Genomic DNA, 14,161 nt, shown 5'->3' on the forward strand with positions numbered 1-14,161 from the left:
TACGGTTTTTGGGCCTCAGGTGCGAGCCGGTCTCACGATAGGACCCACGGAAGAGCCGGTCCGGCGTCTCGGAGCGGACATGCGATCGCTCAGCTGAAGACCGGGTGGTACGCGCCCGCCGCGACGCTGATCGCCACGATCGCCGCGACCGCGAGGGCGGCACCGGCGATCAGCGCGGCGTCGGCCCGCGTGAAGTGGCTGGGGCGTGCGGCGGTACGGAGGTGGCCGGAGTCGAACCCTCGCGCGTCCATTGCGGTAGCCAGCCGGATACCGCGCCGGATCGCGCCCACCAGGAGCCCGAACGCCAGCGAGCCGGCGAGCCGGACGTGTGCCAGCGGATTCCAGCCGGCGTCCACGCCCCGGGCCCGCCGCGCCTGGCGCAGCAGTCGCCACTCGTCACCGAGAAGCGGCATGAGCCGGAACGCGGCGAGAGCACCGATCGCGAACCGGGCCGGTGCTTTCGCGTTCTGTACCAGGGCGTCGGCCAGGTCGGTCGGGTCGGTACTGGCGAACGCGATGACGCCGGGCAGCGCCACGGCCAGTACCCGCAGGCCCAACCCGAGCGCGTCCACCACCCCGGCGGGGGTGAACAGCAGTTGGCCGGCCGCGACACCGGCGGCGCTGACCAGCAGTGGCCAGTACCGGCGGCTCAGCCGCTGTGGGGCTATCCCGAACAGCGGCGCGGCGGCGAGGTCGACGGCGAGGGCGAGCGCCGGAGTCAGCGGGTCGAGCGAGAACAGCAGGCCGAAGCCGAGCAGCGCGGCCGCGGCGAGCTTCGCCAGCGGGTTGCGGCGGGACAGCACGGCGCGCCGGTCGGCGAGTCCGGTCACGGCGCTCACGGTCGCCCACCCGGCTGTCCTGCCGCCGCGCCGGCCGGATCGGTCGGGTCCACGGCGTCACCCACCGGGTCGACCGGGCCCAACGGGTTGCCCGCCGGGTGATGCGCCGGATCGGGCAACGCGACGGTACGGTCGGCCAGCGCGGCGGCGAAGTCGGTGTCGTGGGTGACCGCGACCACGCCGCGGCCGTCGTCGCGCAGCTTCGCCAGCAGGTCCACCAGTTCGACCCAGGTGCGCCGGTCCTGACCGAATGTCGGCTCGTCGAGGACCAGCAGCCGGGGCGCGGTGGCCAGTGCGGTGGCCACCGACAGGCGGCGGGCCTCGCCGCCGGACAGCGTGTACGGGTTGGCCGCCGCCAGCTTGTCCAGGCGAAGCCGTACCAGCAGATCGTCCACTGTGGACCTCACCGAAGCCTCCCCGGCCCCGGTGCGCCGGGGGCCGAGTGCCAACTCGTCGCGCACCCGGGAGGTGACGAACTGGTGCTCCGGATTCTGGAACACCGAACCGATCCGGCGGGCCAGGGCGGCGGCACGCCACCGGTGCGGCGGCCGGGCAGCGAGCGTGCCGGCCAACTCCCCGGTCGCCGTAACCGCGCCGGCACCCGGCGTGAGCAGGCCGCCCAGCAGCAGGGCGAGAGTGGACTTGCCGGCGCCGTTCGGGCCTATGACGGCCAGCGCCTCACCGGCCGATACCGAGATGTCCATAGTAGACAGACGGCCGGGTACGGCGACTCGATCGGCGCGCAGCAGCAGCGGACCGCCGCGGCTGGCCGCACTCGACGGGGTGACCGGGTGGCCCGGTACCCAGACGCCCTGCTCGACCAGCCACGCGCCGTGCGTCGCGAACACCACCTCGGGCGGCCCGTCGGCCGCGACCCCGCCGCCGGGCTCCAGGACGACCACCCGGTCGACCAGCGGCAGCACCTCGGCCACCCGGTGCTCGACCAGGATCAGGGTGGTGTCCCCGGCGGCCAGGATCTGCTCGATGGCCTTACGCACCAGTGCGGCACCGGCCGGATCCAGGTTCGCGGTCGGCTCGTCCAGCAGCAGCAGCGACGGCCGCAGCGCGAGCGCTCCGGCCAGCGCGAGCCGCTGAGCCTCGCCGCCGGACAGCGCCGCCGTGGACCGGTCCCGGCCGTACCGAAAGCCGACCACGGCAAGCGCCTCATCCACCCGCGGCCAGATCTCGGCGACCGGTACCCCGTGATTCTCCAGCCCGAACGCGACGTCGTCGCCGGCCCGGGACATCACCAACTGGGTCTGCGGATCCTGGAAGACGATGCCCGGCCGCAGCCCGCCGAGGTCGAGTTCGCCCTCCCGCTCGCCGGAGTCCTCGGGCAGCAGCCCGGCGAGCGCGGCGAGCAGCGTGCTCTTGCCGGCCCCGGACGGGCCGAGCAGGAGTACCCGTTCGCCGCGCTCGATGCGCAGGTCCACCCCGCGTACCGCCCAGGCTTTGCGGCCGGCGTGCCGCCAGCCGAACCCGGTGAGCCGGATGCCGTCCGTGCGGGTGGCGTTCGTGTCGCTCAAACGGCGGCCCGTTCGCGTCCGGCCGGGAACCGGTCCAGTACCCCGGTCTGAGCCAGTCCACGGGTCAGCGCCCAGCCGCCCAGGCCGGTGATGACCATGCCGCTGGCAGCGGACACCGCGACCTGCCCGATCTGCCAGGCGCCCGACCAGGTCGGGTAGTACAGCACGACGTCCAGCAGCCCGGCCGCGGCGCCGGCGAGCAGACCGCCGACCAGCGCGGTGGGCAGCTTGCTGGTGCGGTACCCGGTGGCCGCGAACGGGATCTCGCCGCCGAAGCCCTGCATCAGCCCGTACAGGATGGTGGCCAGGCCCCACTTCGCGCCGAGCAGCGCCTCGATGGTGGATGCGACTGCCTCGGTGAACAGGCCGGCACCCGGCTTGCGGATGACTAGCGGACCGACGACGGCGGGCAGGAACCAGACGCCGTTGAGCACCGCGCGCAACGGCGGGAAGCCGGGGAACGCGTTTTCCAGTCCGTTCCAGAGCTGGTCCCAGGCGTAGAAGACGACGCCGAACGCGACCGCGATCACGGCGGCCACGACGATGTCGACGGTCCGCCAGCGACGGTTGTCCATTTCATTCCTCCCGGTAGGCGTACCAGGAGAAGACGCACGCCATGTCCTCACGGACATGGCGCAGCTGGAGGTCGAGACCGAACTCCCTGCGCTGGCATTACCCAGATCAGGTTCGAGGGTCTGTGGCCGAAACCGCGGCCACACTCTCAGCGCTGTGCGCTCCCCTGTCGGACGAAGGCCCGGTCCGGCGCGTCTGCGCCCGCCCGGTGTCTTCGCGGATTCAGTTGTGTGGTTGACGGTAGCACCGGGTATGGACCTACCAATGAGTAGTACCCGCGAGTAACGTGGGTCACACAGAGCCCTACCCAACCCCTGGGGGTGGCCATGACGACGATGGATCAGCGGCCGGCGGACCTCGGCCCGGACGGCGAGACCCCGGCCGGTGCGACTTCCAGCGATAACTCGACGACTTCCAGTGACAGCACGACCCAGACGCCGCCAAGCGGCGAGTCTGCGGGGCAGACTCCGACCGGCTCGGCCAGCGTCGACGAGAAGCAGGCCCGGCAGGTCGCCGAGGCGGCCCGTGAGGCGGAGTGGCGCAAGCCCAGCTTCGGCAAGGAGCTGTATCTCGGCCGCCTCCGGATGGACCTGATCGACCCGTGGCCGTCGCCCGATCCCGACCGGGCCGCCAAGGCCGCCGGGTTCCACGAGCGGCTGCGCGAGTTCGCCGCCGGCATCGACGGCGCGCAGATCGAGCGCGACGCGCGCATCCCCGACGAGGTGATCCGCGGGCTCGCCGAGCTGGGCGCGTTCGGCATGAAAATCGATGAGAAGCATGGTGGTCTCGGCCTGTCCAACCTCGACTACTGCCGGGCGCTGGCCATGGTCGGTTCGGCGAACCCGTCGATCAGCGCCCTGTTGTCCGCACACCAGTCCATCGGTGTGCCGCAGCCGCTGAAGCTGTTCGGCAGCGACGAGCAGAAGAAGCGGTTCCTGCCGCGCCTGGCCGGCGGTGAGGTGTCCGCGTTCCTGCTCACCGAGCCGGACGTCGGCTCCGATCCGGCCCGGCTGTCCACCACCGCCACCCCGGTCGAGGGTGGCTACAAGCTCAACGGCGTCAAGCTGTGGGCGACCAACGGCACCCTGGCGACGCTGCTCGTGGTGATGGCGCAGATACCGAAATCTGAGGGACACCGCGGCGGGATCACCGCATTCGTGGTGGAGGCCGACTCGCCCGGCGTGACCATCGAACGGCGCAACGCCTTCATGGGCCTGCGCGGCCTGGAAAACAGCGTCACCCGGTTCCACGACGTGTTCGTACCGGCGGAAAACGTGATCGGCCGGGAGGGCCTCGGCCTGAAGATCGCGCTAACCACGCTCAACACAGGACGGCTGTCCCTGCCGGCGATGTGTGTCGGGGCCGGCAAGTGGTGCCTCGCGGTGGCCCGGCAGTGGGCCGCCGAACGGGTGCAGTGGGGCCTGCCGGTGGCAAAGCACGAGGCGGTGGCCAAGAAGATCGCGTTCATCGCGGCCACCACGTACGGGTTGGAGTCCATGCTCGACCTCGCGTGCATGCTCGCCGACGACGATCGGAACGACATCCGGATCGAGGCCGCGCTGGTCAAGCTGTACGGGTCGGAGATGGCCTGGCTGATGGCCGACGAGCTGATCCAGATCCGGGGCGGACGCGGCTACGAAACGGCCGACTCGCTGGCCGCCCGCGGCGAGCGAGCGATCAACGCCGAACAGATCCTGCGCGACCTGCGGATCAACCGGATCTTCGAGGGCTCGACCGAGATCATGCACCTGTTCATCGCGCGCGAGGCGGTGGACGCCCACCTGTCGGTGGCCGGCGACATCATCGACCCGGACGCCTCCCTCAGCCGGAAGGCGCGAGCCGGCGCCCGGGCCGGTGGCTTCTACGCCCGCTGGCTGCCGACGCTGGTGGTCGGCAAGGGTCAGGCGCCGGGCGCCTTCGCGGAATACGGCGCGCTCGCGGCGCACGTCCGGTTCGTCGAGCGCGCTTCCCGCAAGCTCGCCCGCGAGACGTTCTACGCGATGGCCCGCTGGCAGGGGAAGCTGGAGCGCAAGCAGGGCTTCCTGAGCCGGGTGGTAGACGTAGGCGCGGAGCTGTTCGCGATGTCGGCCGCCTGCGTGCGGGCCCGCGCGGCAGGAGAAACCGAGCGGGAACTGGCCGACCTGTTCTGCCGGCAGGCCCGGCTGCGGGTAGACGCGCTGTTCGGCAGCATGTGGGACAACACCGACGCGGTCGACGTGGCGGCCGCGAAGCGGGTGGTGGACGGCCGGTACGCGTGGTTGGAGGAGGGCGTGCTCCCACCGCCGGGGGAGGGCGACTGGGTCTCCACGTGGAGCCCCGGCCCCTCGACCGTCGAGGACGTCCGTCGCCGGCTGGCACCGGTCGGCTCACCGGCGTCCGGGACACCGGCACCGCAGCCACCGGCCCCTGAGCCACCGACGGCGGAGTCACCCGCGAGCGAATCACCCGCGGCGGACGCGGTGGAACGCCTGGCGACCGCCTTGCCGACGGAAGCGCCGGAGGGGACGCCCGACGAGACCTGACGAGGAGGCTGCCGGCGGGGCCGGCCGGTCCGCCAACCGGCCGCCCCGCCGTGCTTCCCGCTTCAGTGCCGTTCCGCTCAGCCCAGAGCGGGGCTGGACGAACCCGCGTCGTCGAGGTCGTCGGCGAGCGCATCCGGAGCGCGCATCCGCCATGCGTCCGTGACGAGTTCCTTTAGCCGGTCGACATCCACGCGGGCGAGCCGCAGCATGACCAGGGGCAGCCCGTCGTAGGCGGGCGTGGTGAAGAAAAGCTCGGGCTCGCCCAGCAGCAGGGCCTGTTTCTCCGCCTCGTCGCCGACGTACAGCACCGCGATGTCGGTCCGGAGAACGCGCGGCTTGCCCGGCTGGCGCTCAGGGTACGACCAGACGAATCCCTTGTCGGCGACCCGGAAGTCGAAGCCGTCGCTGTCGATCTCGACGACGTGGGGCATCGCGAGCGCGAGGTGACGGACGTCGTTGGCGTCAGCCATCTCGGTCGCTCACAAACACCGCCTTCCACATGTGTACAGGTTAACCCGGTGCGCCGGGCCCGCTGGATGCAGGAGCGAAGCCACGGTCGGTAGTTGACGTCTGCGCCACGGGTCCTGTCCCGACCTACGCCGTGGGCGTCTAGAAAATGGGACAGACGATGCCGTCCCGTTCTGCGATCATGAGGCGCCCATGAAGATCCTCTTCTGGGCGGAGGGAAGCCATAAATGGACAGAGGCAGACGGCTGGTCAGGCTTGCCGCCGCCGGGTTGGCAAGCCTGACCGCGACGGGTGTACTCGCGGTCGTGACAGTGACACCGGCCAGCGCGGGAACTATTGTTACGCCCCGCAATTCGTCGTGGGCGTACATCAACTCGGCAACTCAGACGACCAGTCACCTCAACGAGGCTGGTGACGTTCCCGTCGGTGCGGTGACCGGCGCAGACGGCAGGCAGTTCAAGGCCCGCGCCTACTTCACCTTCGACATCTCCGGCTTACGAGGAGCTCAGATCACCACGGCGGGCTTCTCCGCGGACGAGACCCGGGCCGATGACTGCGTGGATCGCGCGGTCGAGCTTTGGGAAACCGGCCCGGTCAGCTCCGCCACCACTTGGAAGAACCCGGCGAAGGAGAGGCAGAGGCTAGGCGCCGTCGGGTACATCGCCGGAACGACCTGCCCGTCGCCTTACCTCGAATGGGATGCGACAGCCGGTCTGCGTGACGCGTTGGCGAGCGGCGAGACCACGCTGACGCTCGAGCTGCGCGTGCCCGCGAAGCACGAGGGCGATGCGAAGCTGGGCCGGTGGTTCGCCAACAGGGTGCTCTTGAATATCAGCTATAACAAAGCCCCGAACCCACCAACGAAGCTACGGAACGGTAATGGTTTCGGCGGCGCGGTGACCGACTGCGCGTCACAGGCGCCGGGACCGTTCCTGAACACCACCAATCCGACGCTCTACGCGACGCTCTCCGACCCGGACTCGAGCGACCAACCCTCTGGGGAGTTGGCGATCTGGCCGGTCGACCAACCGGATAACCGGACCACGTTCGTCATGAGTGGTGAGCCAAGCGGGTCCGTCGGACAGACGAGAGTGCCGGACGGTGCACTTGTCGATGGTGGTAGCTATGCGTGGCAGATCCGGGCCTCGGACGGATCGGCGACCTCCTCCTGGTCGGACCCGTGCTATTTCCAGCTCGACACCACCGCGCCCGCTCACGCTCCGAGCGTCAGTTCACCGGACTATCCCAGCGGGATCGGCTCTGAGGGCCAGGGGATCCCGGGAACCTTCGTGTTCACCGCGAACGATCCGGACGTGGTCGGCTTCGCTTACGAGTGGTACGGCTATGCGCCCGGATACGTCGCGGCGGATGCGCTCGGTGGCACGGCAACCGTCTCCTCCGCGCCTCCACAGTCCTCCGTCGACAATCTGGAGGTCACGGCGATCGACCGGGCCGGCTGGCGTTCGCCCACGACGGATTACCGATTCGACGTCTCGACGACGTGGCCGACCGTCAGCTACACCGGTACGCCAGCCTTCGGCACTCCGTTCGCGGTCACCTTCGCCCCTGGCGTCACCGACCGGCCAGGGTATCTCCCCGTCAGCTACACGTACCAGATCAACGATGGCCAGCCCCAGACCGTCGTCGCGGCAGCGGACGGTACGGCTAGCACCCAGATCACGTTTGCCACGCCCGGGTTCGCCCAGCTGTCGGTGACCAGCAAGGGGTCGAACGGCTGGGTCTCCCCGGCGAACCAGAGCCTCTTCTATCTCGACACCACGCCGACGGTCAGCTCGGCTGACTACCCGGAGAGTGGCGACGCGGGCGGGGCCGGCGTCAGCGGGTCCTTCACCTTCACAGCGAAGATGCCCGGCAGCACGCAGTTCGCCTATTCGTTCGACTCCGAGGCGACGACGCAGACAGCGCCGGTGGGGCAGGGCGGCACTGCGACCATCGACTGGACCCCCACTGCGGCCGGCTGGTACGAGCTGGACGTCTGGACGGTGACTGCCGACGGCACCGCCTCCGACCCGTATTACTACTTCTTCACGGTCGGATAGCGGCTGAGGCCGGGCGGCGGTGATCCGCCGCCCGGCCGGGACGGCACATCCACGGCCGCCGTAACGGTGCGCGCCGGCCAGTCGTCGGATCCGAGCTCGTCGCCCGCATGCGCCGTCCTCAGCTCTCGCAGTCGGCGCAGGACGACAGCCAGCCCATCACGTCTTTGGCGACACCGGATGCTCCCGCGTCCGCCTGTGCGGCCGCCATCGGCTTCTCCTTGCTGTCGGGCCCGTCCGCGCCGATGACTTCCAGCGTCACCACGAGGTTGTCGGCCTGGAGGTAGACGTCGGTTCCCCCGTAGAGCCAGGTGGGGGAGTTGACCGTGTAATCCTGGGCGAACGCGCCGGGGCCGAGGTCCGCAAGCTCCCGTACCCGACCGTACTTGTGGTCGCCGTCGGTCTTCCCGGTCAGATCGTCCGCGGTGTCCCGGGCGTCGGCCAGATTCTGTTTCGCCGCCGCGATCCCTGGGGTGACATTGTCCGCGTAGCCCTGCAGCGTGACCTTTACGCTCCGGTCCTCGTTCGGCGGCTTGTTGTCGGATTCCAGGTTGTCCCACTGGCAGACACCGTAGGGTCCGTCGGAGGCGTTCTCGGGCTCCCTGCGGACGTTGAGCGTGTTGTCCATCGCGGGCACCAGCCTGGCGAGCGCGGCGGTGGGCATCGCGTCGCAGCCGGGCAGCTTGCGGTAGATGGGCTTGCCCGAGGAAGCCGACTGGAACGGACCGGGGGCCTTGCCACCGAAAACTTTGTCGCGGTTGGCGTAAAGCGTGGCACCCCCGATCCCGACCACGACCAGAACCACCACGACCGCGGCTATACCGATGACGATGAGCTTTGTGTACGACCGGTGTGGGGGTGGCGGGCCCGGGACATTGGTCGGATAGCCGAGCTGGGGCGGCGGGCCTGGGGGATAGGGAGAGGTCACCGGTGCTCCTGGTTCGGGTTGTGCCACGACGGTGCGGCGGGGTATTGAGGCGGGGGCGCACCGGGTAGAGGCGCGGCGGGGTACTGAGGCGGCGGGAAGGTGCCCGGCTGAGCGGCGGGCCACGCGGGCGGCACGCCGCCGCCGGCGGAACGCATCCGCTTGGCCCGACGGTCGCGACGCACGCTCCAGAGCACGAGCATCGCCAGCCCCAGCACCACCAGGCCGACGCACGCCGCCCCGCCCAGCTTGAGTAGCAGGCTGTTGCGGTGACGGCGCTCGACCGCGTGCCGCGCGTCGGCCTTCATGGCGTCGTAGCGGTCGTAGGCGGGATTGGCGGTGCCCGGCGGTACGGTCTGGGTCAGCGCGCGGGCCGGGTCGACGATTCCGTAGCCGGTCGTGTCGTCGCGCCCCTTCGGGCCGGAGTCCCGGGCGGTACCGACAACCCGCTGCACCACCTCACGGGCGGACAGCTTCGGGTACTTCGCCCGTACCAGTGCCATGGTGGCCGACACCAGCGCCGTCGAGTCACTGGTACCCGAGGTCCTCTGCAGTTCGTCGAAGTTGTTCTTCACCGGCAGGTCCACGCCGGGAGCCGCCACGGCGACGTAGGGCTTGCGTTGCGTCTTCTCCCAGGGTTGGCCGGACCGGTCGACCGCGCCGACGGCGGTGACCCCGGGACACGCGCCCGGCGCCTCCGTGTCGTTGTCGCCGTTGCCCGAGTTGCCGGCCGAGGCGACGATGATGACGTCGTGCTCCACGGCGTAGTCGACAGCCCCCTGCATGTCCGGCGAGCACTCGTCGTCGATCGCGAGCCCACCCAGCGAGATGCTGATCACCTTGGCGTTGTGGTCGACGGACCAGCGGATGCCGGCGGAGACCTGAGTGCCACTGATCACCGCGACCGGGAGGATCGTGCTCTTCGGGGCAAGGCCAGCGAACCCCCCGCCGGTGCCACGCGCCGCGATGAGCTCGGCCATCTCGGTACCGTGCCCGTTGTCGTCGAAGTTGCCGGACTGCCCATCGTTGAGGTTCGTACCGGGCAGGATGAAGTCACCCTCCATCTCCGGCGGCAGATAGTGGCCGCCGCCGACACCGGTGTCGATCACCGCCACGGTCACGCCCTGCCCCTGTGACAACGGCCAGACGTCGCGGTCGACGTGCCAGGTGTCGGTCAGCCACCACTGCTGCGCATTGGGCTTCACCGCCGGCCCGGCGTAAGCCGGACCGGCGCTCGCCAACCCGGTGGTGGCCGCGACGACGACCACGGCCGCGACACCGCGCAGTGCGGCGGTGACACCGCGCAGCGCGGCGGTGACGATGGCGGAGCGCTGGCGCGGAGGATGGGCCGCCGAGTTGCCCGAGCCTGCCGTGCGTCGTCGGGCGTGGCGGTATTGCGACCTCAATGGTGCTCCCTGGAGTGTGGTGATCATCGGCCGCCCGAAGGAGGGGCAGCCCGACCCACTGCCACCGGCGGGTGCGGGGTGAGAGTCGGCAGCGGATACCTGCCCAGCAGCATCGGCCGCCGGGGCAAGCGGTTTGCTAATGGATTGTTAACGGCGCTGTGTCGCGGGTCACTTTCCGGGCGACATAGCGGACCACCCCGGCCGGCGTCTGACTTTACGAAGCCCGGGGAGGTGCGGTGAACGGCGAGGAACGGCAGAAGTTCCGGGAGTTCGTGGCGGCTCGTACGCCGGCGCTCATGCGTACCGCGTATCTGCTGGCCGGCAACCAGCACGACGCCGAGGACCTGTTGCAGAACGCGCTGACCCGTACCGCCGCCCGGTTCAGCTCCATCCGGCACACCGACCCCGAGGCGTACGTCCGCCGGGTCATGTACCGCGAACAGATCAGTTGGTGGCGCCGGTTCACCCGGCGCCGCGAGTCGCCGACCCATCCGATGCCGGACCGGCCGGCGGCCGATCCCAGCACCGGTACCGACCTGCGGGTCGTGGTCGGCGAGGCGTTACGGCAGCTCACCCCGCGACAGCGCACGGTGCTGGTACTGCGCTACTTCGAGGACCTGCCAGAACAGCAGGTGGCCGAGTTGATGAACTGCTCGGTCGGCACCGTACGCAGCCAGACCGCCCGCGCGATGGCCAGGTTCCGAGCGGTCGCACCAGAACTGGGGGCCCCGGCCAGGCAAGGCACCGAGGTGAGGCGATGAGCGAGGAAACGATCCGCGCGATCCTGCGCGACATAGCAGAGGAGGCAGTACCCGTGGACCTCACGGACAAGGCAATGAGCGGCGCCGTCCGGCGCCGGGCGATTCTGCTCGGTACCGGAGCGGCGGCCGTCGTCGCTCTCGCACTGGGCGTGACGCCGCTGGCTCTCGCCAGCATCAACCCGCCTCAGAACGGCGCGCCGGCGAGACCGACATCGGCATCGACGGGCCCCGGACCCAGCACCAGTCCCGCGCCGAGTCAGAGCTGGCCGGGTCCGGGGCAGAGCCAGCCCGCGCCGGGGCAGAGCTTCCGTGCCCCCGGGCCCAGCACGAGCCCGGTGCCCACCGCGGGGCACAGCGAGCAGGCGCCCGGGCCCAGCACGAGCCCGGTGCCCACCGCGGGGCACAGCGAGCAGGCGCCCGGGCCCAGCACCAGCCCCGTACCTATCCCCGGGCACAGCGAGAAGGCGCACTGACAGAAGAGACTCACCGCCCGGTCACGGCCAGATTCTCCGACCGCATCCGTACTCCGAGCCGTCGCAGTTCCAGCGCCGCCAGGGCGTCCACGGTCTCCGAATCGCCGCTGCGCCAAGCCGCTACCGGATCGGTGTTCACCTTGGTCAGCCGGCGCAGCGGCTGGTTGGCCAGGGCGCGCAGCGCGAGCAGATCCCGGCCGGCGGTGTCCGAGCGCAGCCCGGCCGCCGCGCTGGCCCGGCGGATCCAGCGCAGGCGCAGCGGCAGCCAGATCGCGAGTACCACGATGACCGGACCGGCCAGCAGCGCCAGGGACATCGCCCAGGCCAGGTCGTGCACGAGCGCGACCTGTTCCCGGCCGGCGTCGGCCAGCGACCGGGCGGCGTCCGCGGCCTTGTCGAAGGGCGTGGACAGGTGGCCCCCGATACCGGGCACCTTGTCCACTGTGGAGCCCGCGTCGTGTAGCCCGCCGGCCATGTCGTCGCCCGCGCCGGACAGCTTCTGGCCGGGTACGGCGAGTTTGAGTACGAGGTGGTAGAGCTTCACCGCGAGCCAGATCCAGAACCACAGCCAGGCGACGATGAACAGATCGGTGAACAGCTGCCGGATGCGGGTGGCGGGTACATCGGCATAGATCTTCATGAGTCCAGGGTCCTCCGGGACCCGGGACCGCGCATCTCGATCGACGCGCCGCGCTCGACAAGATCCCTAGCCGGCGCGGGCGGCGAGGCGGGCGCGGGCGGCGAGGCGGGCGCGGGCCGCGAGGCGAAGGCCGCCGTCGGGCTCAGCCAGCGCGGGCCGCGGGCGGGGCGGCGTCGGGCTGCTCCGGGCGGGAGGGGGCGACCCGGCCGGCCCGCTTGGCCGGGCGGCTCTCCCCGGCGTGGCTGATCGCGTCCGCGACGATGTGGGCGATGTGCTGGTCGGTCAGCGAGTACTCGATCTCCCGGCCGCGCCGGTCGCCGCGGACCACCCCGGCCCCGCGCAGAACCCGCAGGTGCTGGGAGACCAGCGGCTGGGGGACGTCCAGCGTGTCGACCAGCTCATGTACGCACCGGGCACCGGCTCCCAATTCGGTCACGATCGCGATGCGTAGCGGCGAGGCGAGCGCGCGCAGCAGTTCGCCGGCCGCTTCGTACCCGTCCGGATGAGCCATGGCCTGATGATAATCGTTTTCAGGTGATCTTCGTAATGGCGAGGATCGCGAAGACCGCGATGATCACCAGCCGGGCCAGCACCTCGGCGGGCTTCCGGGCGTGCCAGGTGGCGACCAGCAGGACCAGCAGGCCGGCCACGATCGCGAACAGGATCAGCGCGCCGTACCAGCCCGGGGCGAACAGCCCCAGCAGCACGCCGGCCAGCGCGGCCACGAAGACGTAGGTACCGTTGACCCGGGCCGGGGCGAACCGTTGACTCGCCATGCTGCACCCCCCGATAGGCTGGACCGGTCGTGTTCAACCGCACCATAGACCTTTACGGAGGGCGACGTGTTGGTGGTCAACCGCTTTGTCATCTCGACCGATGACGAAGCCGTGGCGACCTTCACCGAACGGGCCGGCGCGGCGGTCGAGGCGCTCGCCGCCCGGCCGGGATACCTGCGAGGTCAGTTGGGCCGGGCCTACGACGATCCGACCCGGTGGAGCCTGGTCACCGAGTGGGAGTCGGTCGGGGCGTACCGGCGGGCGCTGAGCGCGTTCGAGGTCAAGGTGCAGGCCACCCCGCTGCTGGCGGAATCGCTCGACGAGCCGTCCGCGTTCGAGGTGTTGGCCAGGGCGGATCCGGCAGGACGGGCGGTGGGCGCGACCAGCGATCGGGCACCCGATCCGCTGTCGGAGCCCGGATCATGACCGACGAGCCGTCGACGCCTTTCCCGCCCTCGACGCCGCCGTATTCCCGGCCCGACGCGCCCGAGCCGACCCCGTTCGACCCGCCGGCGATCGAGCCGGCCCCGTTTCGGCCGCCGATGCCGGAGCCGGCGTCCCTGCGATGGGGGCCGTACGGGTCGGGCCAGCCGGTGGCGCCGCCCGTGCCGCCGGGCCCGGGCGGGCCGTCCCAGCAGTGGCCGCCGCAGCCGCCGCGCGGCCCGGGCGTGCGGGTTCCGTTCGCGGCGCCGCCGGCCGAGCGGGACCGCAAGCGGCTGTGGATCAGCCTGGGCGTCGGCGGCGCGGCGCTCCTGCTGTGCTGCGTGGGCGGCGTGGTCGGCTTCGGCGCGCTGATCGTGACATCCGGGCAGGCCACCGTGACCGAGGCCCGCAACACGGTGCGGGACTTCCTCGACGGGCTCGAGAAGCACGATTTCCGCGAGGCGTACGACCAGCTCTGCACCGCCCGTCGCACGGAGCAGTCGCTGGACGAGTTCACCGCGTACGAGCGCACGCTGCCCGAGGTCGAGCGGTTCACGGTCCACGAGCCGGTGACCGATGGCGCCCGGTTCCGGGTGCAGGCCGTGGTCCAGACGCCGGAGACGACCGGGACCGAGGACTACCTGGTGATCAGCGACCGCCGGGCCGGTGCCCTGAGGCTGTGCGGGGGACCCAGGTAATCTGGTCGGGTTGGAAGCCTCCCGGACCGTATGCTCGCGGTATCCGACAGCTCCACAGTCCGCGCCCGCGGACC

General features: G+C 70.9%; 13 protein-coding genes, 2 pseudogenes and 1 riboswitch. Of the genes and pseudogenes, 6 read left to right on the forward strand and 9 right to left on the reverse strand.

The features are described from left to right. Window positions 1–89: 89 nt before the first annotated feature. The 3 genes from Raf01_RS43465 to Raf01_RS43475 are packed head-to-tail and all read right to left on the reverse strand — an operon-like array spanning window position 90 to window position 2,940. Window positions 90–839 carry an energy-coupling factor transporter transmembrane component T family protein gene (locus Raf01_RS43465; protein ID WP_203924008.1) on the reverse strand — a complete coding sequence of 250 codons (750 nt, stop codon included), beginning with the start codon at window positions 837–839 and terminating at the stop codon, window positions 90–92. Next, on the reverse strand, window positions 836–2,365 hold the full coding sequence (locus tag Raf01_RS43470; RefSeq protein ID WP_239134437.1) for an ABC transporter ATP-binding protein: 1,530 nt from the start codon (window positions 2,363–2,365) through the stop codon (window positions 836–838). Before Raf01_RS43470 ends, Raf01_RS43465 begins: the two co-directional genes overlap by 4 nt. Beyond that, window positions 2,362–2,940, reverse strand: a complete 579-nt coding sequence (locus tag Raf01_RS43475) for an ECF transporter S component (RefSeq protein ID WP_203924009.1) — start codon at window positions 2,938–2,940, stop codon at window positions 2,362–2,364. The genes Raf01_RS43470 and Raf01_RS43475 overlap by 4 nt, the downstream gene beginning before the upstream one ends. A gap of 65 nt (window positions 2,941–3,005) precedes the next feature. Then, a riboswitch (TPP riboswitch) is annotated at window positions 3,006–3,116 on the reverse strand. Between the two features lie 148 nt (window positions 3,117–3,264). Between Raf01_RS43475 and Raf01_RS43480 the strand changes: the two are divergent. After that, window positions 3,265–5,298: pseudogene (locus tag Raf01_RS43480) on the forward strand (acyl-CoA dehydrogenase family protein); the annotation flags it as partial. A 239-nt stretch (window positions 5,299–5,537) separates the two neighbouring features. Here Raf01_RS43480 and Raf01_RS43485 read toward each other — a convergent pair. After that, window positions 5,538–5,930, reverse strand: a complete 393-nt coding sequence (locus tag Raf01_RS43485; protein WP_203924010.1) for an MmcQ/YjbR family DNA-binding protein — start codon at window positions 5,928–5,930, stop codon at window positions 5,538–5,540. Between the two features lie 225 nt (window positions 5,931–6,155). Between Raf01_RS43485 and Raf01_RS43490 the strand changes: the two genes are divergently transcribed. Further along, the gene (locus Raf01_RS43490; protein WP_203924011.1) at window positions 6,156–7,988 is read left to right on the forward strand and encodes a hypothetical protein; all 1,833 of its coding nucleotides are present in this window, start codon (window positions 6,156–6,158) and stop codon (window positions 7,986–7,988) included. Between the two features lie 118 nt (window positions 7,989–8,106). Here Raf01_RS43490 and Raf01_RS43495 read toward each other — a convergent pair whose 3' ends face one another. Together Raf01_RS43495 and Raf01_RS43500 are read right to left on the reverse strand one after the other, a co-directional pair. Continuing rightward, window positions 8,107–8,913: a hypothetical protein gene (locus Raf01_RS43495; protein ID WP_203924012.1), complete on the reverse strand. Its 807-nt coding sequence runs from the start codon at window positions 8,911–8,913 to the stop codon at window positions 8,107–8,109. Continuing rightward, entirely contained in the window at window positions 8,910–10,316 is a 1,407-nt protein-coding gene (locus Raf01_RS43500) for a S8 family serine peptidase (protein ID WP_203924013.1), read from the reverse strand. Before Raf01_RS43500 ends, Raf01_RS43495 begins: the two co-directional genes overlap by 4 nt. A 236-nt stretch (window positions 10,317–10,552) precedes the next feature. Between Raf01_RS43500 and Raf01_RS43505 the strand changes: the two genes are divergently transcribed. Both Raf01_RS43505 and Raf01_RS43510 read left to right on the forward strand, forming a co-directional pair. Then, on the forward strand, window positions 10,553–11,077 hold the full coding sequence (locus tag Raf01_RS43505) for a SigE family RNA polymerase sigma factor (protein WP_203924014.1): 525 nt from the start codon (window positions 10,553–10,555) through the stop codon (window positions 11,075–11,077). Continuing rightward, window positions 11,074–11,550, forward strand: coding sequence for a hypothetical protein (locus tag Raf01_RS43510; protein ID WP_203924015.1), 477 nt, complete (start codon window positions 11,074–11,076; stop codon window positions 11,548–11,550). The genes Raf01_RS43505 and Raf01_RS43510 overlap by 4 nt, the downstream gene beginning before the upstream one ends. Before the next feature lie 10 nt (window positions 11,551–11,560). Here the strand turns inward: Raf01_RS43510 and Raf01_RS43515 are convergent, their stop codons facing one another. The 3 genes and pseudogenes from Raf01_RS43515 to Raf01_RS43525 form a co-directional block, all read right to left on the reverse strand. Further along, window positions 11,561–12,190, reverse strand: coding sequence for a hypothetical protein (locus tag Raf01_RS43515; RefSeq protein ID WP_203924016.1), 630 nt, complete (start codon window positions 12,188–12,190; stop codon window positions 11,561–11,563). Window positions 12,191–12,416: 226 nt separating this feature from the next. Next, window positions 12,417–12,701 (reverse strand): annotated as a pseudogene (locus tag Raf01_RS43520) (ArsR/SmtB family transcription factor); the annotation flags it as partial. Between the two features lie 19 nt (window positions 12,702–12,720). Continuing rightward, window positions 12,721–12,966, reverse strand: coding sequence for a hypothetical protein (locus tag Raf01_RS43525; protein ID WP_203924018.1), 246 nt, complete (start codon window positions 12,964–12,966; stop codon window positions 12,721–12,723). 66 nt (window positions 12,967–13,032) lie between these two features. Between Raf01_RS43525 and Raf01_RS43530 the strand changes: the two genes are divergently transcribed. Further along, window positions 13,033–13,392: an antibiotic biosynthesis monooxygenase family protein gene (locus Raf01_RS43530; protein WP_203924019.1), complete on the forward strand. Its 360-nt coding sequence runs from the start codon at window positions 13,033–13,035 to the stop codon at window positions 13,390–13,392. Then, window positions 13,389–14,087, forward strand: coding sequence for a hypothetical protein (locus Raf01_RS43535; protein WP_203924020.1), 699 nt, complete (start codon window positions 13,389–13,391; stop codon window positions 14,085–14,087). The genes Raf01_RS43530 and Raf01_RS43535 overlap by 4 nt, the downstream gene beginning before the upstream one ends. The last annotated feature ends 74 nt before the right edge of the window (window positions 14,088–14,161 follow it).

Origin of the sequence: Rugosimonospora africana, from assembly GCF_016862975.1 — a bacterium.
GTDB lineage: Bacteria > Actinomycetota > Actinomycetes > Mycobacteriales > Micromonosporaceae > Rugosimonospora > Rugosimonospora africana.